At 52.9% G+C, this 19,434-nt stretch carries 11 protein-coding genes; 7 read left to right on the top strand and 4 right to left on the bottom strand.

Features of this window, described 5'->3' with window-relative positions; genetic code table 11:
- Positions 1-63 precede the first annotated feature (63 nt).
- Positions 64-720: a TetR/AcrR family transcriptional regulator gene (locus STH12_RS05700; protein WP_126166663.1), complete on the bottom strand. Its 657-nt coding sequence runs from the start codon at positions 718-720 to the stop codon at positions 64-66.
- Positions 721-1,003: 283 nt separating this feature from the next.
- Between STH12_RS05700 and STH12_RS05695 the strand changes: the two genes are divergently transcribed.
- The 5 genes from STH12_RS05695 to STH12_RS05675 all read left to right on the top strand — a co-directional run bounded on the left by STH12_RS05695 (position 1,004) and on the right by STH12_RS05675 (position 12,400).
- The gene (locus tag STH12_RS05695; RefSeq protein WP_126166662.1) at positions 1,004-3,259 is read left to right on the top strand and encodes an aminotransferase class V-fold PLP-dependent enzyme; all 2,256 of its coding nucleotides are present in this window, start codon (positions 1,004-1,006) and stop codon (positions 3,257-3,259) included.
- Between the two features lie 185 nt (positions 3,260-3,444).
- Positions 3,445-4,524, top strand: a complete 1,080-nt coding sequence (locus STH12_RS05690; protein WP_126166661.1) for a methyltransferase — start codon at positions 3,445-3,447, stop codon at positions 4,522-4,524.
- 90 nt (positions 4,525-4,614) lie between these two features.
- Positions 4,615-5,616: a TDT family transporter gene (locus STH12_RS05685; RefSeq protein ID WP_126166660.1), complete on the top strand. Its 1,002-nt coding sequence runs from the start codon at positions 4,615-4,617 to the stop codon at positions 5,614-5,616.
- Between the two features lie 547 nt (positions 5,617-6,163).
- On the top strand, positions 6,164-9,028 hold the full coding sequence (locus STH12_RS05680) for a TonB-dependent receptor domain-containing protein (protein WP_126166659.1): 2,865 nt from the start codon (positions 6,164-6,166) through the stop codon (positions 9,026-9,028).
- 657 nt (positions 9,029-9,685) lie between these two features.
- Positions 9,686-12,400: a TonB-dependent receptor gene (locus tag STH12_RS05675; RefSeq protein WP_126166658.1), complete on the top strand. Its 2,715-nt coding sequence runs from the start codon at positions 9,686-9,688 to the stop codon at positions 12,398-12,400.
- A 64-nt stretch (positions 12,401-12,464) separates the two neighbouring features.
- On the opposite strand, the gene yfcC is transcribed toward STH12_RS05675, so the two are convergent.
- On the bottom strand, positions 12,465-13,991 hold the full coding sequence (gene yfcC / locus STH12_RS05670) for a putative basic amino acid antiporter YfcC (protein WP_126166657.1): 1,527 nt from the start codon (positions 13,989-13,991) through the stop codon (positions 12,465-12,467).
- A 242-nt stretch (positions 13,992-14,233) separates the two neighbouring features.
- Here yfcC and STH12_RS05665 point away from each other — a divergent pair, with 242 nt between their 5' ends.
- On the top strand, positions 14,234-15,139 hold the full coding sequence (locus STH12_RS05665) for a LysR substrate-binding domain-containing protein (protein ID WP_126166656.1): 906 nt from the start codon (positions 14,234-14,236) through the stop codon (positions 15,137-15,139).
- Positions 15,140-15,150: 11 nt separating this feature from the next.
- Here STH12_RS05665 and focA read toward each other — a convergent pair whose 3' ends face one another.
- Together focA and STH12_RS05655 are read right to left on the bottom strand one after the other, a co-directional pair.
- Positions 15,151-16,746, bottom strand: coding sequence for a formate transporter FocA (gene focA, locus STH12_RS05660; RefSeq protein WP_126166655.1), 1,596 nt, complete (start codon positions 16,744-16,746; stop codon positions 15,151-15,153).
- Positions 16,747-16,866: 120 nt separating this feature from the next.
- Positions 16,867-17,319: a hypothetical protein gene (locus STH12_RS05655; RefSeq protein WP_126166654.1), complete on the bottom strand. Its 453-nt coding sequence runs from the start codon at positions 17,317-17,319 to the stop codon at positions 16,867-16,869.
- 300 nt (positions 17,320-17,619) lie between these two features.
- On the opposite strand from STH12_RS05655, the gene STH12_RS05650 reads away from it, so the two are divergent.
- Positions 17,620-19,137, top strand: coding sequence for a DUF3360 family protein (locus STH12_RS05650; protein ID WP_126169433.1), 1,518 nt, complete (start codon positions 17,620-17,622; stop codon positions 19,135-19,137).
- The last annotated feature ends 297 nt before the right edge of the window (positions 19,138-19,434 follow it).

The following is a 19,434-nucleotide window of genomic DNA, read 5'->3' as shown; positions in this document are numbered from 1 at the left end:
TGCCGGGCTTTTTGTTGGGTGCGTTTCACATATCCTTGTGTGTTTTCTACGGGCGCTGAGTGCTTATGCGTGGATCAGTTTTTCGAGTAAATCCCGCACACTTTGTTCACACTCGGCGTCATCAAATGCCTGGCGCACGCTGTAGCGATATTCCAAAAACCGGATAAGGGCGATGATTTGCGCGGCGGGCACTTCGGGACTGGCCACATTGAGACGGGCAAAAAACTGGATCACCGGGCTTAAAATGGCTTCATCGAGCAGCACTATGGCCTCGGCCAGCGCTGGGTTACGCAGCGCCTCCTCATGGAACGCCATTTCAAGAATACGCTCATTGCGGTCAGCCACCTGCATCCGGATGTGGCCACAGATAAAACCTACCAGAGTATCCCTCAGTGCCTGCAACTTGGCGGGCTCGGCCAGACTTTCGGCGTTGTAACCACTCAAAGCGGCAAAGCTTTGCTGCTCCAGCGCCAGATTAGCCACCATGGTTTTTTCGGCATGGTAGGTCAGCGCATCGTGGATAAGCTCTTTGATATCGCCAAAGTAATAAGTGGTTGAGGCCAGCGGCACGCCGGCAAGATTGGCAACGGCCCTGTGTCTGACGCCCCTCACCCCTTGATCAACAATCAGTTTGAGTGTCGCTTCCAGGATGGCAATCCTGCGGGCCTGGCCATCGCTGCGACTGGCCTGGCGGCCGATATAGGGTAGTGGCTGTAACATCTGTCGACTTCCTTGCATTGGGTTACTGGATACTAACCCCAAGTCAGCAAAGCGGAAACCCGCGACTACCCCACCAAATCGCTGTTTGCCGATGAATTAGGCAAAGATACTGCCGTATTCATGCCGCTTGCCCCTATCTCACGCCAACAAAGGCGAGGTTTACCTCAGCTTCTGCTGAATTATGCCACCCGCTTGAGCTTGCCTTGAAAACTGCTAATATAATCCAACAGAATTACATATAACTTATAATTATATAAATCACAGCACGAGCATTGAAAACAGTATGAAACAGGCACAGCAGCTCATTTACCTGGACGCCAATGCCACTACACCGGTATTGCCCGCCGCCGCCCAGGCCGCCATGGATGCCATGGAACATCTCTACGGCAACCCTTCCAGCAGTCATATCACAGGTCTCCAGGCCAAGGCATTGATGGAGCAAACCCGCTCTGCGGCGCGCAGGCATTTGGGTACGGGTGCCGGCAAGCTGGTGTTTACCAGCGGTGCCACCGAAGGTATTCAAACCGCAATTTTGTCGGCATTGGTTGCCAGCCGCGACAAAGGCGTGGCCGACAATGCCTGCATTTTGTATGGCGCCACCGAACACAAGGCCGTGCCCGAGTCCCTCAAACACTGGAACAAGGTACTTGGCCTCAATGCCGAGGTGCTGGCAATCCCTGTCGACCAACAAGGTCGGCTCGATCTTGAATTTATCGCCCAAAAGGCCCCTTCTGCTGTGCTTATCTGCACCATGGCGGTGAACAACGAAACCGGCGTTTACCAGGATATGCCGGCGCTGGAGCAAAGCATCCGCCAGGCCAATCCACAGGTATTCTGGATGGTGGACTGTGTGCAGGCACTGGGCAAATTACAGTTAAACCTCGCCGCCACCAGCATCGACTACGCGCCTTTCAGTGGCCACAAGCTATACGCCCCCAAAGGCATTGGCATGCTTTACATCCGTGACGGCGCGCCCTTTACGCCCTTTATAGCCGGTGGTGGCCAGGAAGGTGGCCTGCGCTCAGGCACTGAAAACCTGCCCGCCATGGCCGCGCTCAAAGTGGTGCTCGATATGCTCAATGGCGAAGGTGCGCAGCAATTTGTCGATAAAGACACCCTCAAATATTACCGGGTGCGGTTATTGGATGCGCTCAGGAGCGCCTTCGGTGATGTGGTGCTCAACCACAGTTTGGACAATACGGTCCCCACCACGCTGAACTTTGCTGTTCCCGGATTTTCAAGCAAGGAAATCATGGACTTGTTTGATGCGGCAGGGATCCGTGTCAGTTCGGGATCTGCCTGTAGCTCCAAGGTAACCGGCAGTTTTGTGCTGGATGCCATGGGTCTGCCGCGCTGGCAAAGCGAGTCGGCCATCCGCATGTCCTTTGGCCCTGCCATGACTGAAGCTGAACTCAATGCCGCCTGCGAGCGCATTGTGGAGGCCGCCTCTTCGCTGCGCCATTCTTGCCTGCTGTCACTGGACTCCCGTCGCAGCGATGTGGATCGCGAGCCGCTTTCCGGCCTGGTGCAACTGAAAGACGATGGCGCCTGCTGCTGGATTTACACCGACCCACAAAGCCGTGAGACCCTGATAATTGACCCATTGCCTGCGCTGAAAGACCGGCTGCTGAACCTTATCCGCTGCCAGGAGTTGCCCGTGGTGGCGGTTATCGACACCCATGGCCATGGCGATCATCACAGCAACCGCGATGACATTGTGGCCGGGCTGTCCCTCAGCGGCGCCTGCAATCAGCTTGGCTGGCCCGAGGTCACCGCTGACTGCCAGTGGCAAGGTGAGCGCTTTGAGTGTATTTCGGTAGGCAGCAACAAACTGCTGCGCCTGCCAAGCCAAGGCCACACCGATGACAGCCAGACACTGATCCTGATTGATGACGCCGACAAGGTGCTGTTTGCCTTCGTGGGTGATACCGTGCTGCCCGGCAGTATTGGTCGCAGTAATTTCCCCTCGTCGTCATCCAGGGCCTTGTTTCATAGCCTTAAGGCGCTGTATGCGCTGCTGGGAGACGACACTCTGCTGCTGTCATCGCACGATTACCACAACGACTTTTTCACCAATTTTGCCGTGGAAATACAGCAAAGCCCGCTGTTGGCTGCAGCGCTGCAACACCGCGTGGATGAATCAAGTTTTGTGGCGCAAAAAGATGCCATGGACGCCACACTGGAAGACAAGCAGGGCGAGACCATCATGTGCGGCGCTTACGGCAGTTGCCAGGGCAGCAAGCAAATCCATGAATACAGCGCCGGTGCACTGGATGCGTTGCTGCAGGCAGATCCGAATGCCCTGGTGCTGGATATCCGTGAGCCCCATGAATATAAGCTGTCTCACCGTGAAGAGCGCTGCATCAACGTGCCTCTGACCAGGCTGGCAGGCTTTGTGGCCCGTGAACCAGACGCCCGCAGCCGCCCATTGGTGCTGATTTGCCGCAGTGGCAGCCGCTCAGCAGTGGCCGCCAAAGCACTGGAGCGCTTCGGGTTCAGTGCCATCGCCCATGTGGCTGGCGGCTATGCCCTGAGTTAGCACCGAGCTACAAGCTGAGTGCAGACTCGCAAGCCAGGTAAAAAGCGCCTTCGGGCGCTTTTTTTGTGCGCAGCTTCCAAGCTTTGGCCAAATTTTACAACTACTGCGGCGGTTATTGGCCCAGATCATAAGACGGCAATACCAAGCCTGATAAAAAGGTGCGCTTTGACTATCAGGGACGTCTCATGCACTTTTATCGCTCTCCCAAAACCATTCACGCCTTCGATGCCAAGTTCGAAGCGCAAAAAATTGCCTTCGCACCGGTCAGTTTTCAGGTCGCCCGCTGCCTGCTGGAATTCGGCATATTATCCGCCATCGACAATGCTCAAGGCGCAAGCCGCCAATCCCTGCACGCTTCCCTTACCAATACAGGCAAGCCACTCAGTGATTACGGCCTGGGGGTACTGCTGGATATGGGCATGAGCATGGGACTGATGTGGCAGGAGGGTGAGCGGTATCAGCTCGACAAGACCGGCCATTTTTTGCTGCACGATGAGATGACCCGCACCAACCTTAACTTTATGCACCACATTTGCTATCAGGGCATGTTTGCCCTCGAGCAGGCCCTGCTGTCAGGTAAACCCGAGGGGCTCACTCAATTTGGTGATTGGGATACCCTTTATCCGGCGCTCTCTTCGCTGCCAACCGACGCCAAAGACAGCTGGTTCAGTTTCGACCATTTTTATTCCGACCACGCCTTCGATGCCCTACTCCCTTTGGTGCTTGGCGACAAACCGGCTCATCTGGTGGATATCGGCGGCAATACCGGCAAATGGGCACGGGCCTGCTGCGGCTATGACAGCGACATCAGGATCACCATAATGGACTTGCCGCAGCAAATTCGTCTTGCCCATGACGCCTGCGCCGAGGCCGGATTGCTGGGGCGGATAGATTTTCTGGAAACCGACTTGCTGGCAACCGACCCTGCTTTTGTCGAGGCGGCAGACATGTACTGGATGAGCCAGTTTCTCGATTGCTTCAGCGAGGCGCAAATTCTGGCCATCCTCAAGCGCACCGCACAGGCCATGGGCGCAGGCAGCAAACTCTGTATTCTGGAAACCTTTTGGGACAAGCAGCCCAACGCGGCGTCAGCCTATTGCATCAACGCCACCAGCCTCTACTTTACCGCCATCGCCAATGGCAACAGTCGCATGTATCACTCAAAGGTGTTTATTGAACTGATAGATAAAGCGGGGCTTAGCATCGACTGGCAGCAGCACGGCATAGGGCTGGGCCACAGCCTGTTATGTTGCAGTAAACGGTAAAAAATACTTATCGAGTGAGTAAGATGATTAAGATATTATTATCAAAGGCAAGCTTTTAGAATGGGCACATCAGATTAGAGGAGTGCCCTTATGACTCATCGCCACGCCAGATTGCGCCAACCACTGCATCACCGACTGCATCAGCAAGCCGCCAAACTGCCAAGCCCCATGGGCGGACTGGCACTGGCCATTGCCAGTCTTGGCTGGACCCTGGAAAACGTGTTTCCAGCAGCGGGGGGAAAATTACAGCTTCTGGGCAGTATCATTGCCGCAGCCTTACTGCTGCCACTGACTGCCAAATTTGTGCTGCATCCAAAGCTGCTCAAAGAAGAGCTCTCGCACCCGGTACTTGGCAGCGTTATCCCCACCTATGCCATGGCATTGATGGTGGTATCCCGCTGTTTGGGCGACTATTTTGCTGCCGCAGGCGAAAGCCTGTGGTTGGTTGCTGTGAGCCTGCACCTGGGCTTTTTGGCGACATTCTGTTTCCACCGCTACCGTAATTTCTCATTGGATCACATGGTGCCCAGCTGGTTTGTGCCCCCCATTGGCATTATCGTTGCCGCGGTAGCCTTTCCTCCCCATGGCCCACGCCTGCTGGCGGAAACCCTGCTGTGGTTTGGCATGATTGCCTACCTCATTATGCTGCCACTGATGCTGTACCGGCTTATCTTTCGCACCGCAGTGCCCGAAGCCGCCCAGCCTACCCTGGCCATTTTGGCAGCGCCTGCCAGCCTGTCACTGGCCGGCTACCTGAGCCTTATCCCAACGCCCTCAGTCGTTATCGTCGCTTTGCTGCTCACGGTGGCCATTCTGATGACCAGCATCATCTACCTGGCCTTCTTCCACCTTCTGAGGCTGCCATTCAGCCCAGGGTTCGCAGCCTTTACCTTTCCCATGGTCATTGGCGCAACCGCCCTCTTTAAAACCTGCCACTGGCTGGCTCAGATGGAGGCCCCAGGCACTTTGGTAACCGCAGTGCATCATCTCGCCGTCACCGAACTTGCCGTAGCGGTTGCAGTCGTCAGCTTTGTCAGTTTCAAATACCTGGCACACTACTTCCCACAGGGCGCCAAAGCCGCACATCAATAAGGAATTATTTAACAAGTCAGCATGTTTGCGACAGCTGACTTGTTATTATTTTTAATCAAAAAGGTTACACAAGATAAAACAAAAGATTCAAATCAATGGACATCATGCCAATTTAACAGGATGACAGACCGTATAAAAGGCCGCCACGAAACATTTTGTTTCATTAATCGACAAAAAAATAAAAAAACACAACACTCAATTGTTAAATATTTGACATCCCCGCTCATATCAAGCACGCCAAAATGTTAACATCACGATGATTTTGAAACCTTAAAATAACATTAATTTTACCTTTACGGCTTCAGCAAGCAGCAAAAGGGTGAGACTAACCAACAATTACCACCAAACGTTAATTGTTACGACAAACCATGTTTCACAATCGTTAACATTGGCATTTTGCCAACCGCCTTTCCCAATGTTGCACCTGTTAATTCAATGTGATTACATCCGACGCAGGAGCGATATTTTGTCACCAAAGCGCTAACTTTGAGACAACTCTTCGCTCCATAAAATCAAATAACAGATTTTAAGTGTCAGGGAGAAAATCATGCTTGTTAATAATTCATTGGCCAAAGCTATTCGCTTTGCGCTGATTGGCGGTGCAGCATCCGCTGTAATCACCAGTGTGCCAGCACTTGCAGAGGAAGCTGTGGATGCTGCCAAAGTTGAACGTATTTCTGTTACCGGCTCTCGCATCGTTCGTGAAGGTGCGGTGGCGCCTACCCCAGTAACCATAGTTACCGGTGAAGAATTGCTTGCCACAGGTGCAACGAACATTGGTGAGGCACTGAACCAATTGCCTGCTCTGGGTAATACCTACTCACTGGCAAACTCTGGTCGTTTTATCGGTACATCAGGCCTGAACTTGCTGGACCTGCGGAAAATGGGTACTGCTCGTACTCTGGTTCTGGTTAACGGCAAACGCCATGTTTCCAGCTCAGCCGGTACATCTTCCGTTGACGTGAATACCATCCCAAGCGTTTGGGTAGATAAGGTAGAAGTTATCACCGGTGGCGCATCAGCTATCTATGGTGCCGACGCTGTAACCGGCGTAGTGAACTTTATTCTGAAAAAAGATATTCAGGGACTGGATGTATCCGCCACCCTGGGCGTTGCCAGCGACAGCGATCATCAGAAAGACCGCTTCTCTGTGTCGTACGGTACTGATTACGCCGAAGGCCGCGGTAATGTTGCTTTTGCAGTAGAATACAGTGCTCAAAGCCAATTGACTGCCTATGATCGTGATGAAACTCGCACCTCGTATTCATCCATGGCAAATAAAGATCGCCCCTTGGATGCCAATGGCAAGCCAATTGACGATAACGACCCATCCAATCCTGATAAAATCCTGACCCCTAATGCCGGTCACTACACCATCAGCAACGCGGGTACTTTCCTGCTAGACGGTTGGAAGACTTTCAATCCGGATGGTTCTTTGCGCGATGTGTATCGCGGCACCAACATCGATGGTATCCGCTGTGCAGACTGTGACATTACCAACCTGAACCAGTTTGTAGAATTGCAACCTGAATTCAAACGCTACAACGTCAACTTCAAAACAAATTATGAGTTCAACGACGATCTGAACCTGTATTTTGAAGCCAAGTATGTTAACAGCCAGTCTACCGACGAAGGTCAGCCAGCGTTTTTCTTTGGCAATCCTGTAAATACAGTATCCATTGACAACGCTTTCATGACTGACGAATTGCGCCAGTTGATGCAGGACAATGGCAAGACTTCGCTGAATATCCGTCGATTCATGACCGATCTGGGTGTACGTATCGAAGATGATACTCGCGAGACTCAGCGTTATGTTTTGGGCCTTGAAGGTTTGCTCGGCGAAGACTGGGACTACGAAGTTTTCGCGGTATATGGTCAGACCGATCTTGAGCGTATTAACAAAAACAACCTTGTATACGCCAACTATCAAAATGCACTGGACTCCATCCTGGTTGATGGCAAGGCCGTTTGCCGTGACGAAAAAGCACGTGCAGCAGGCTGTGTACCGGTAGACATATTTGGCTTCGGTAAACCTAGCCAGGAAGCGATTGATTACATCAACACAACCTCAGTTGGTAGCTCTGTCATCAAGCAGACCGTACTGGGTGGAAGCTTAACCAACAGCGCACTGTTCGATCTGCCAGCTGGCGCCGTGGGCTTCTCTACCGGTATCGAATATCGTAAAGAACAAAGTGAAATCTTTGAACCAGACAACGCTGAAGGTACCTTCTTTAACGTACTGGGCGAAGACAAGGGTGATTTCGATGTAAAAGAAGTTTTCGCCGAAATGACGCTGCCACTATTGACCGATCTGCCTCTGATCCGTCAGCTCGACCTGGATCTGGCCATCCGTTTTGCTGATTACAGCACCATCGGCAATGCCACAACCTGGAAAGCAGGTATCAGCTGGGAAGTAATGGATGATCTGCGTGTGCGCTCCACCTATGCCGAAGCCATCCGTGCACCTAACATCTCTGAGCTGTATGGCGCCGAAAGCCAAACCTTCTTCAGCGTTGATGATGTTTGTAAATCATCTGAGCTGGATCAATTGCAGGACTCCACTCTGCGTCGCCAAAACTGTGCCGCCCTGGGCATTCCAACCAGCTTTGACTCAGATTACGACTCCAAGACTCTGGAAGGCCTGAGCGGTGGTAACCGTGAGCTGAAAGCGGAAGAGTCCACCAGTTACACTGTTGGTGTGATCTACCAGCCAACCTATGTTGATGGTCTGTCTATCAGCGTAGACTACTGGGATATCAAAATTGACGATGCCATCTCTGCTGTTGGTGCTCAGGACATCATCAATCGCTGTGTCGATTCACCAACCGGTATCAATAACGAGTATTGCTCACTGATCACCCGTGATTCAGGTAGCCACGAAATTACCCTGATCAAGCAATACGCTCTGAACGTAGCTTCACTGGAAGCCAACGGTATCGACTTTGATATCGGCTACAACTTTGATGCATTCGGCGGTGATTTCCGCACCTCGGTAGTGGCAACCAAGCTGTTGAACCGTAAAGACTTCTCTTTCCAAGATGAGCCAGACACCTTCGAACAGTTTGCGGGCACAACCGGTTATTCTGACTGGCAGGCTAACCTGACCCTTAACTACAGCCTGGAAAACTGGAGCGCACTGTGGCGTACCCGTTACCTGTCTGGAGTAAGCCTCTACACTGATCAGGAGCTGGCTCTGAACGCCAACCCAAACAACGTATTGACCTATGGTGAGTACTACATCAGTGACGTTTCTGTTGCTTATGAGTTTGAATCAGGTGTGACGCTGAAGTTTGGCGTGGATAACGTACTGGATGCCGATTTGCCTTATGGCTCAACCGGTACAGGTTCCGGTTCTGCCGCTTACGACAACGTCGGACGTTTCTTCCACACTACAGTTAGCTTTAAGATGTAACTGATCCCATCCAAGTAGCAAAACGGCACCCTAGGGTGCCGTTTTTTTATCTCAAAATCGTGAGTAATAAGGGCCTAATGTAGGGTAACCCGCTTACTATCAGGCTTCATTCTGAAGCCTGTATCTACATCAGACATGTTAACAATTGCTCATTTAATCCCCAGCTAAAGATTGTTAACAAAACTCAATAAATTAATTATTCCTGAATACAGCTCACAAATTAAACCGCATTCAATTTCAAATACACTCAAAAATCATCCCAAGACTGTTTGATTTTAAGACAGGCGCACTTTTTTTTAGTCAAATATTGTTAAGCACTATGAGTAATCACCAGAAAAAGAAAACAGTAAAAAAACCATAAAGCAAATATTGCACAACATCATAAAACAATAAAAACCCACACTGCCGCCATGTTGTTTACATATCACGACACAACAAAACACACCCAGCCATAATTGTTTAAATTGTGTTTCCAAAACCTCGAGCCAAACCAAAATTGAGCAACAAAAAGCCACACGAGAGCGGCTGTTGCGCCTGTTAAATCGATGTGGTTATATCTCCGGCCAGACGATTTTTGGTTACCTTTGTTTTTATTTGTATCCGAACTTCGTTCTATATAAAAAGCAAAACACAATATTAAGTGTCAGGGAGAAATTCATGCTTGCTAATAATTCATTGGCCAAAGCTATCCGCTTTGCGCTGATCGGTGGTGCCGCTGCTGCAGCTGCTACCAGCATCCCAGCTTTCGCCGAAGAAGCCGTAGACGGTGCCAAGGTAGAGCGTATCGAAGTAACAGGTTCGCGCATCAAGCGTACCGATATGGAATCTGCAACGCCTGTTACAGTTCTTAGCTCTGAAGAAATGGCCAAGCAAGGCTTTACCACTATTCAGGATGCGCTGGAAAGCTTGACTTCAACGACCGGTGCAATGACTACTCAGTCTGTGCACGGCTTTACTCCAGCCGCGTCTTCAATCAGCCTGCGTGGCGCCGGTGCCAGTCGCACTCTGACGCTGATCAACGGTAAGCGTCTGAACCAGTATCCAAAGCCAGCCGGCGGTACTGACAACTTCGTTGACACTGCCAACCTGCCAATGGAAGCGGTAGCCCGTATCGAAGTGCTGCAATCTGGCGCATCTGCCGTTTACGGTGCTGATGCCGTTGGTGGTGTAGTTAACATCATTCTGAAAGACGATTTTGAAGGCGTTGCCCTCAAGTACCGTCATGGTGACACTACTGAAGGCGGTGGCGCTTCTGATCGTATCGCTCTGTCTCTGGGTGCCTCTTCTGACCGTGGTAACGTTTCTACCTTTATCGAATTTACCGATAATGAGCGCATGAGAGCTTCAGACCGTGAAGTGTTCGGTCTGCACACTGACAAAGTACCTTACAGTGAATTCTCTGCTTACAGCTCTTACGGTGCCCGTATCGCTGGCGGCCCTAAAGGCAACACTGTTGCTGGCAGCATTCCAATGGATCGCTGTATTGCCGAAGGCTACCTGTGGATCCCTGAAAAGAATCTGTGTGGCTTTGACCGTTCAGCATGGCGCGATCTGGCTCCAGAAAGCAGCCGCTTCATCAGCTCAACCAACTTCACCTATGAGCTGTCTGATGACCTGAGCTTTGTTGGTCGTATGGACTATGCCAAAGCACAGTCTACTACCCGCATCGAGCCAATGGCCGTGGACAACTACACCGTCAATGTAGCCGGTGACAAGATCACTCTGGGCGTAGACCTTGACCCATCTCTGACCAAGACCTTCAACAAGAGCACTGGTCTGGGTGGTGATTTCGCCAATGCCGCTGATGGTGAGTACTACTATGTTCGCCGTATGCATGAGTTTGGTAACCGTGCCGGTGAAACCAATACTCAGAACTTCTTCTTTACCGCTGGTTTGGAAGGTGTGATTGCAGACAGCTACAACTGGGATGCGTCTGTAAACTATGGCCGCACTGAACTGGATATTTACAGTTCTGGTTTCGCCAGTGTAGGCAGCATGTTCAGCTACCTGTCTCAAGGCGAGAATGGCGTTTCCATGCTCAAGCCTATGACTGCTGAAGAAGTAGCTAACGCCGCTTACTCACCATTTGAGCGCGCTCAGTCAACTCAAAAGAACGTTCAGGCCAACATTTCAGGCACTGCGTTTGAACTGCCAGCCGGTGACGCTGATTTCGCTTTCGGTGCCGAATACACCAAGCAAGATTACGAAACCAACACCGACTCAGAGTCCAAGAAAGGCAACATCCTGAGCCGCGGTGGTTCATCAGGTGCCGGTGAGCGCTCTTACTGGGCAACTTACCTGGAAATGCGTCTGCCAGTTCTGGAAGAATTGGTTGTTGATGCCGCAGTACGTTATGACCACTACTCCGACTTCGGCGGTAACCTGACTCCACAGATTGCTGTTGAATACCGTCCAATGGACGAGCTGCTGGTACGTGGTACCATCGGTAAAGTGTTCCGTGCCCCAGACATGCACCGTGTATACGGTGACGCAACCAAGGGCTTCGCCACTGTAATCGACTTCAAGAAGTGTCAGGAACTGGGTGGCGCCCCAGGCAAGACTCACCCCGATGCCACAACCAACACCGTTTGTAACGAACTGCACATCGATTCCACTACCGGCGCTAACAAAGAGCTGAAAGCGGAAGAAGGCTACACTGCCAACATCGGTGCAGTTTGGGGTGGTGAAAACCTGAACGCCTCTATCGACGTTTGGGAATGGAAACTGGATGACATGGTAAGCGATATCAGCGCCAGCAAAGCTGCCCGCGAATACGATACCTATGCCAGCATGATCACCCGTGACGACACCGGTACCATTACCCATATCAACGCCGTAGCACAGAACCTGGCTTACCAGAAAGTTCGTGGTATTGATGTGACTGCAGGTTATGGTTGGGATATCAATGAGTTCGGCGAATTGAAACTGAACTTCAACGGTTCTTACCTGCTGACCTCAGAAGGCCAGACCGATCCAACTGCTGATGTAGATGACGATCTGGAAGATGGCGGCCTGCCACAGTACCGTGCCAATCTGGTACTGAGCTGGTTCCTCGATGACTTCGAAGCTACCCTGGGCGCGTACCACACTGCACGCATGCACGGTTCTTCTTACAAGTCATTCAAGAAGTCTGCTCTGGACAGCGGCGAAGCTTTCAACGAAAGCGACTATGAAGTTGCGTCTCAGACCAAGTGGAACCTGACTACCGGTTATAACATCACCGACGGCATCAAAGTAAAAGCCGGTGTTGTTAACCTGTTCAATGTAGGTCCTAACTTCGACCCAACTGATACCTCTTGGCCACACTACCCACGCTCCGTGTACAACGCACGTGGTCGTGAGTGGTTCCTGGAAGGTGAAGTGAAGTTCTAATAGACTTCAATAAAAAAAGGCACCCTTGGGTGCCTTTTTTATTACCTGAAGAAACTCAGTTTAATCAACTGAAACCCAAATAATGGGCCCCAATCACCATGGCGCTGGCGGCTAACAGCAGCATCAACATAAAACGCCAGATAAAACGCACCCAGGCGCTGAATTCCACCCGGCACACACCCAGTGTCGCCATTAAAGACGCAGACGTCGGCACCAAAATGTTGGTAAAGCCATCACCAAGCTGAAACGCCAGTACTGCCACCTGACGGCTGACACCGACAATATCCGCAAGCGGTGCCATCAATGGCATGGTCAGGGCCGCCTGACCTGAGCCAGAGGTCACAAAGAAGTTAAACACTGACTGGAACAGCAGCATAAACCAGGCAGATAGGGCATCGGGCAAATGGCCAATAAAACCGCCGGCGGCGGCAAGCACACTGTTAAGCACCGATGGCTCTGTCGGGCCACCTTTACCGAGTAAAATCAAGATGCCCGCGGCGCTGCCAACCAGGAGGCAAGGCTCCAGCATGGTGGCAGCCCCTTCTTTAAAAGCCTTTGCCATGCCGTTCAGCGTGAGGCCATTTAGCTTAAACAGCACACCAATAACGCCTACAACCAGGCCCATGGTAAAGAACTGGCTGGCAATCTCCGGAATAAACCAGTGCTTAACCACTACGCCCCAAATCACCCAGCCCATGGTGGCGGTAATAGCCGCAAGCACCAATATATCGCCAAGATTAAAGCGGCTTTGGTGCTCTGACTCGTTGCTGTCACCATCGCGAAAGGCCGCATCTGTAGCAAAACTATAAGAAAGCGCGGGGTTTTTCTTGATTTTGCGGGCGTAGAGCATGGTAAAGGCGATACCAAGCAGAGTGAAGCCTATCCACATGGGTACCCGCACCGCAGAACCCGACAGCACTGGAATACCGGCAATGCCCTGGGCAATGGCCACACTGAAGGGGTTCATCCAACTGGCGCCAAAGCCCACCTGGGTGGCCACGTAGGTCACCATCACGGTGGTGATGCCATCGTAACCGAGGCGGATCATCAGCGGGCAGATGATAATGGCAAAGGCAATGGCCTCTTCCCCCATACCAAACACGGCGCCGCCGAGGGAAAACAGGCTAAAGAGCACAGGAATAAACAAAAACTCCCGCCCTTGGGTGTGGTGAATAAGCCGCAAGATGCCGTTATCTATGGTGCCGGTGGCCATTACCACCCCGAAGGAGCCGCCAATCACCAGCATAAACATGATAACGCCGACGGCGCTGCCCCATTTATCACCGGATACCAGTCCTTCGAACATGTAGTTGAAAAAGCCCTTGCCAGCCGGGTCGAACGCCGGCACCGGCTTAAGCAGGGGTTCACCCTGTTCATCAACGGCATAAAGGAAGGAGTCCGGGTCAACCACATCGCGGCTCTTCTCTACCCCGTCCTGCACAAAGGTCACGGTTTGAGTATCAAAAGAGCCCGCAGGCACCAGGTAAGTCAGCGCCGCCGCAAGCAGCGCCACAAAGAAGATGATCACCAGGGTATCTGGCATCGGCATGGCGGTTTTGGCTACCGGAGCAGCCTGGGTGTTGGCAGTCATATTATTGTGTTTATCCAAAGCCTTGAGCAAAACCCAGCACTATACCTCAGTTGGCTTACCCTGTCCTTAAGGCGGCTCGCTCACGCCCGTTGCAACATGGCAAATGATGCACAGGCCCTGTTGCTGATAAAAACGTGGGCCAGTTAAAGCTTTGCAACTATTCCCCTGTCGCAGTCTTTTTTATTGCCCGGCCGCTTTATAAAATTTCGTATGGGTATCAGTCACTTTTATATTCGTCAATCATGAAATACACACTCAAACAAATTGCAGTTTTCGATGCGGTGGCAAGCCTTGAGAGTGTCTCTGGGGCGGCCCGCAAACTGTCAATGACCCAGTCGGCGGTCAGCATGTCGCTGCAGCAGCTTGAAAACCTGTTGGGCAGGCCGCTTTTTATTCGTCAGGGCAACCGCTTAATTCTCAGTCATTGGGGAACCTGGCTTAAACCCCGGGCTCGCAAGCTGTTGTCCGACGCCCAGCAAATCACCATGGGGTTGCACGATCAGCATCTGTTATCCGGCAGTCTGCCGGTCGGCGCCAGTCAAACCGCGGCCAAACATCTGCTTGGGGATCTCATCAGCCGGATTGATGCCGACTTCCCGCAAATTCATATTGGGCTGATGGTAGAAAACACTGAAAACGTGATTCAGGCAGTGCTGGACTATGAGATAGAGCTTGGGATCATTGAGGGGCGCAGTGATGACAGCCGCCTGTGTGTCGAGCCCTGGCTTGACGATCATCTGGTGGTGATAGCGGCCCCGCACCACCCCTATGGCAAGTACGGCAATGTCAGCCTGTCACAGCTGGAGCAGGCCAAATGGGTATTGAGGGAACAAGGCGCGGGCACACGGCGGATTTTCGATGCGGCTATCCATGGCAATCTCGACCGGCTGAATGTGTGGCGGGAGTACGAGCAGGTGACAGTGCTGAAAACACTGGTCAAAAACGGCCCTTACCTGAGTGCACTGCCCTATTTGGATGTAGAGAAAGACGTAGCAGCCAATCAGTTGATAATCCTGCCTACGCCCAAGCTAAATATGAAGCGCCAGCTGTCGTTTATCTGGCGCTGTGACAGCGGCGAGAGCCCACTGAGGGACTGCGTGATTGCCGAGGCCCGCCGTCTGGCACGCCACCGGCAATCCAGGGTCTAATCGTATCGTCGCTATGCTGTGGCGGTGGCAGGCGATGCGCTGCAAAGCAGTTTTATCAGGGCATCGCGGCGCACCAGCCCTTTGAGCACACCGGCTTCCACCACAGGCAGTACCGCAGGGGTCGTAGCCGCTGCGGCCCGAAGCCGCTCTTCATAGGCCTGATACTGACCGCCCAGCCAATGCCCTTCTGTGCTGACCGGAAACAGCGCCTCGCGGTTCACCACCCAAAACTCCAGCAGCGGCAGCAAAGCTTCATCCGGTGACAGGGTGCTGAGCGACTTCTGCATCAGATCCCGCACACAATAACTGCTATCAGCGCCAAACTCTTCGGCCCACAGGCCACGAATGGCATCCTGGGCGCTGAGAACCCCCACCAGGCGCCCACCGTTATCGGTTACCGGGCACAGGCTTTCACCGGCCTGATCCATTTCAGACAACGCCTGCCACAGGCTCATGCCGGGCTCAAGGCTGGTTGCAGGTTCAAGAATGTCTTTTACGGTCAGTGTACTTAAGTGTGTGTTCATAAGTTTGCTCTCTTTTACGGCAAAGAAGGTTTGGGCGGCCATGGCGTGTTGATTGGCAGCATTGGCATTGGAGTCTGTTGTGGGTACCAATTGCAGCGCTCCGCTCGCGCTTGCCTCGGGTGTTATCAGCTTGATTGCAGAGTTGGTCGCGGCCGTTCCTTTACATGAGCCAAGGCGCTCAAGCCGGAACAGCCCAAGCCCCACCAGTAAGGCGCCACCAAGGATGTTGCCTAGGGTCACGGGGATAAGGTTGGCGACAATCAGATTGGCCGGAGCCAGCGCCGCCAGCGCCTGGCTATCCAGGCCATGGGCCAGCAGCTGAGGCTCAGGGATAATTGCGGCAAACACGGCGCCAAGGGGCAGCAAAAACAGGTTGGCAATGCTGTGCTCAAAGCCACTGCTGACAAAAAGGGCTACCGGCAAAACCAACAGCAGCGCCTTGGTGCCGGGCGCCCTGGTTAAGAATGTCAGCCACACCCCAAGGCACACCAACAGGTTACAAAGCACACCGAGGAAGAACGCCTGCCACCAACCATGATGCAATTTATGCAGCGCGGTATTGATGGCATGGATGCCCCAAAGGCCGCCATCGAGCTGCCAAAGACCCGCCAGACTCACCATGGCCACCAGCAGCAAAGCGCCAACTGCATTGCCTGCAAACACAGTGCCCCAGGTTTTCACAAGCCCGGCGGCGCCAATGTGCCCTTCTGTCCAGGGGATGGCGCTCAGCACTGTGCCGGTGAACAGCTCCATATTCAAAAGCACCACTAAAATCAGCCCGACACTGAAGGCGAGCGCCCCCATAAGCCGCACCAGTCCCCAGGGCGCATCCGCAGCGCCTGTGGTCACAGTGAGGTAAAACACAAACGCAAGGCCGATAAACACCCCGGCATAAAGCGCTCTGGCAAAACGTGCCAACGCGGGCTTGGCAAGCTTAGCCGCCATGGCATTGGCAACCTCATCGGCAATCGATAGCTGGCTGGGGCTGGCACCCGGCGGAGAATTAAGGCGAGTGGCGATTCCATCAGGCGGCGCGGCGCCGACATCCGGAGCCGTCTGGCCACCTTGATGACTGACATACATAGGCTGTCCCTTGTGTATTTGGGGTATGGGTTCATGGGGTGGCGGCACAGCTCAGGCTCAGGCTCAGCCTGAAACTCATCGCTAAAGCCTGGCATCAGCAATAGGGCTTAGGCATTTCAATCAATAAGTTAACGCCCATAGGCTCACCACCACAGCGCCAATGTAACAAGGTGAAACGATAGAAAATATCGAAGACTTTTGATGGTTTGTATCAAGCAGATTGATACCGGGCGCCCTGCTGGTGACAATTCCGGCACGGCGATTTACGCAGCCACATTGCGAGAATGGATAAGGCAGCCAAATAGCGCCGAAAACGGTGAAATAAGCGGCTGTCAGCCCCCAAAACGTCAATATCCGGCTTAACCAAGCGGCCATCAAGATGGCAGCAGAATGCGCTCGCTGGGGCGTCAAAGCGGCGATAACGGTGCCGCTGACGAATAAACACCCAACTTTTGCATAAAAGCCAAGCTGTTTAGATGAAAGCGGTATTTTCCCTACGCAATTATCGTGCCCCGGCGCAAGGGGGAGCAGGCGCAAAAATGCGGGTATGTGCCCTTTGTCGCAAATCGACAAACAGGGTCCTTCAGAAAGATTGATAGTTAATGTTAGCGGGTTGCAGCTGTGGTAACATTTTTAACAGGTAAATTGGTAAGACCAATTTGAGCAGATTTCAGGACCCCGGGTTTTCGAAGGTTTAAGGTTTATTCCGCGCCTCCCCAAAGCCGCTCTGACGGGCCGTTCACCCAGGTGATATGCCCCACGCCAAGGACGACCTCAAGCTGGTCACGCAGGCTCAACCCGCTGTTTTTTTGGGGATCAAACATGTCAGAAGCAGCAAAACCCACCGAGGCCACCGGCCTCAATGAGACCGAAATGGCCTCTGCCAGCGATATCGCGGACAAAAGCTACCGCGAGCTGCATCGTCCAGCCTCGGAGTTTCCATCCCGCGAAGCCTATTTGGATCATGAACTTAAGATCATGAAACCCAGACGCTGGGGCCTTAACCTGCCCGGTCGCGACTTTAATTTTGAATGGGAAGATCTGGTGCCCGCCATCGCAGGTACCATAGGTATTACCGTGATGTACTCTGCGGTAATGGCCGCCTGGGCCTCGGGTCTTACCGAGCGCTGGGATCACGTCAACCTAGGCGCCGACTTTATCATCTCGGTGGTGCGGGTCGAAATGCTTATTCCCGCCCTGCTCTTTTGTATCATCAGCTCCGGCTTTATCAATCCCCGCGCCAACCTTGGCGGTAACCACGGCCCGATGATCCCCCTGATTGGCGCCATTGCGCTGGCCGGTGCTCACCCACTGGCACTGGCAATTCTGCTGGGGGTATTCGGTCTCTTACTGTCCTTCTTTAAAGGGGGGTCGCGGCTGGTAAACCTCACCAGCAGCGGGGTCGCCGGCGGCCTTTTGGTGTTCCTCGGCTTTATGGGGGCCAAGAGCCAGATTGAGTCACTGTTCAGTTGGGCGGGCGGCCTCGAGGCCAAACACGCACTGGATTACTCCCTTGGCTATGTCGCCTTCTTTATTTTGCTTGCCAACGTGGTGATTTACGCCCTGCTTGCCAAATTAGGTAAGCGCTGGCTCGCCATTCCGCTGTGCTCGATTGCTGCGATTGTGATGGCCTTTGCCCTGGGCGCCGGGCTTGATCTTAAGTTCACCACAGCGCCCGGTTTGCCAAACCTGAACCCTGTGTACTGGTGGGGCTCTACCGAAACGGGCTGGCAGCTTGGTCTGCCCAATATGCAGCACTTTATTGCCTCACTGCCCTTTGCCATTCTGGCGGTTGCCATGTGGTCACCCGACTTCCTCGGCCACCGGATTTTCCAGGAGCTGAACTATCCCAAGGGCGCCGAGAAAGTGCTGATGGACGTGGATGACACTATGACCACCTGTTCGCTGCGTCAGATGGTGGGTACTGCCGTGGGCGGCGGTAACATCACTTCAAGCTGGGGTACATATATGATCCCAGCCGCCATCGCCAAGCGTCCCATTCCTGCCGGTGCGATTCTGCTGGGTACCCTGTGTATTATCGTGGCGATTGTGGGTTATCCGATGGATCTCACCACCTGGCGCCCTGTGATGTCGATTGCGCTCTTGGTCGGTGTGTTCCTGCCGCTGCTGGAAGCCGGTCTGCAAATGGTGAAAGACAACCAGAGCAGCCAGGCCGCCGGGATCTGTATTTTCGGTTCTTTCGTGGCCAACCCTGTGCTTGCCTGGGCGCTGACCATGCTGCTGGACAACAACGGTCTGATTGGTGACAAAGAGCGTGCCGCCAACCTGTCGTTTGTTGACCGGGTGGTGATCCCGGGGCTTGCCTTCGTGATCTGTCTTGCCGCCATGCTGGCTGTGGGCATGATTGAAGGTATTCCACCACTGCTGTAACACTCACGCATACGATAAAAAGGGGCAAATGTGCCCCTTTTTCTTATTGTGCTTTTGGCTGTTGAAGCGCTATCTAATGTGTCAGATGGGACGAAATTCAGTGATCTCTGATGCCAACTTGCCACTGCCGGTTAAAAACTGCTAAGTCGGTAGCAAATTTTGCATTAATTGACCTAATCTTCGCCGCTTTTAAGTGCGACCCACCGGACCTTATGTTAATATGCAGTTGGGCAATTGGTCTTACCAATTCAACTCTCAAACAAACTTACAGAGAGTCCTGTCCACCGAATCCGCCGG

Source organism: Shewanella khirikhana (assembly GCF_003957745.1).
GTDB classification, from domain to species: domain Bacteria; phylum Pseudomonadota; class Gammaproteobacteria; order Enterobacterales; family Shewanellaceae; genus Shewanella; species Shewanella khirikhana.
This window is presented reverse-complemented; position numbering and strand designations above follow the sequence as displayed.

Bases quoted from the DNA above. Each gene is read 5' to 3' on its own strand.
- STH12_RS05700 (WP_126166663.1), bottom strand. From the start codon at position 720: ATGTTACAGCCACTACCCTATATCGGCCGCCAGGCCAGTCGCAGCGAT.
- STH12_RS05695 (WP_126166662.1), top strand. From the start codon at position 1,004: ATGAAACAGGCACAGCAGCTCATTTACCTGGACGCCAATGCCACTACA.
- STH12_RS05690 (WP_126166661.1), top strand. From the start codon at position 3,445: ATGCACTTTTATCGCTCTCCCAAAACCATTCACGCCTTCGATGCCAAG.
- STH12_RS05685 (WP_126166660.1), top strand. From the start codon at position 4,615: ATGACTCATCGCCACGCCAGATTGCGCCAACCACTGCATCACCGACTG.
- STH12_RS05680 (WP_126166659.1), top strand. From the start codon at position 6,164: ATGCTTGTTAATAATTCATTGGCCAAAGCTATTCGCTTTGCGCTGATT.
- STH12_RS05675 (WP_126166658.1), top strand. From the start codon at position 9,686: ATGCTTGCTAATAATTCATTGGCCAAAGCTATCCGCTTTGCGCTGATC.
- yfcC (WP_126166657.1), bottom strand. From the start codon at position 13,991: ATGACTGCCAACACCCAGGCTGCTCCGGTAGCCAAAACCGCCATGCCG.
- STH12_RS05665 (WP_126166656.1), top strand. From the start codon at position 14,234: ATGAAATACACACTCAAACAAATTGCAGTTTTCGATGCGGTGGCAAGC.
- focA (WP_126166655.1), bottom strand. From the start codon at position 16,746: ATGTATGTCAGTCATCAAGGTGGCCAGACGGCTCCGGATGTCGGCGCC.
- STH12_RS05650 (WP_126169433.1), top strand. From the start codon at position 17,620: ATGGCCTCTGCCAGCGATATCGCGGACAAAAGCTACCGCGAGCTGCAT.